This is a genomic window from Pseudomonas karstica (assembly GCF_009707515.1).
In the GTDB taxonomy this organism is placed as follows: domain Bacteria; phylum Pseudomonadota; class Gammaproteobacteria; order Pseudomonadales; family Pseudomonadaceae; genus Aquipseudomonas; species Aquipseudomonas karstica.
The window spans coordinates 1-856 of record NZ_WLYI01000086.1; the positions used below are offsets into that span (position 1 = coordinate 1).

An 856-nucleotide genomic window follows, 5' to 3' on the forward strand; every position below is an offset into this window, starting at 1 on the left:
GTGGGCAGACCAGACGGTTTCGTCGTTGGGGGCGGTGAGTTCCTGAGGTGTGCCAAGGTGGTCGAGTTGGTAGTGGAAGGCTTGGGTGTTGTCCGGGCCAAAGCCTTCGAGCAGAGCCAGCGGGCGGAAGCTGTCGGGTTCGTAGAGGTAGCTGCGGTGTTGCTCTTCTGAGTGTTCAGCGATCAGGGTGTCGCCTTGCCAGAAAAACTCGGTGGTTTTTTCATCGACGTTTTTGCTGATACGCCGACCAAACGGGTCATAGCAGTAGCTGGCGGTTCGGCCATCCGGTTGAGTGATGCCGATCAGCCGATGCTGGCAGTCGTAGCGGTATTCCGTGACCAACTGCTGGGCCCGGCCCCGACGTTCGCGTATGAGATTTCCGAAGGCGTCGTAGTCGTAATGCCGGTCACCTTGCAGCAACAAGCGGTTGCCGACGATCACGGCGGGGCCGATGCGGTCTTGCATCAGCAGGTTGCCCGCCGGGTCGTGGGCGAAGCGTTCCTGGGTGTCTTGGGAGTGGTTGGCGCGGGTCAGGCGGTCCAGGGGATCGTAGTGGTAGTCGTGTTGGCCTTTGCGGGTGTCGAGGGTGCGGGCCAGGTTGCCGCGTTGGTCATAGTCGTATTGACGGCGGGAGTGGCGGTGTTCCTGTTGGGTCAGGGCATGGGCATGCAGGCGACCTTGATCGTCGTAGTGGTAATGGCTGAGCAGTTGGCCTTGCTGGCGTTGGTGTTCGCGGCCGGATTTGAACAGGTGTGAAGTGAGGGTTTTTCCATTGAGTTCGACGGTGGCCAGGTGGCCGCCTTTGTCGTGGTGGAAATTGAGGCGGTTGTTGTCCGGCAGGCGCAGGGTCTTGAGT

Annotated in this window: 1 protein-coding gene; it reads right to left on the bottom strand. The window is 60.6% G+C overall.

Annotated elements, in window-relative coordinates; all coding sequences use genetic code 11:
* The coding region (locus GIR22_RS25820) for an RHS domain-containing protein (RefSeq protein ID WP_178122472.1) at window positions 1–856 on the bottom strand (856 nt) is incomplete at both ends.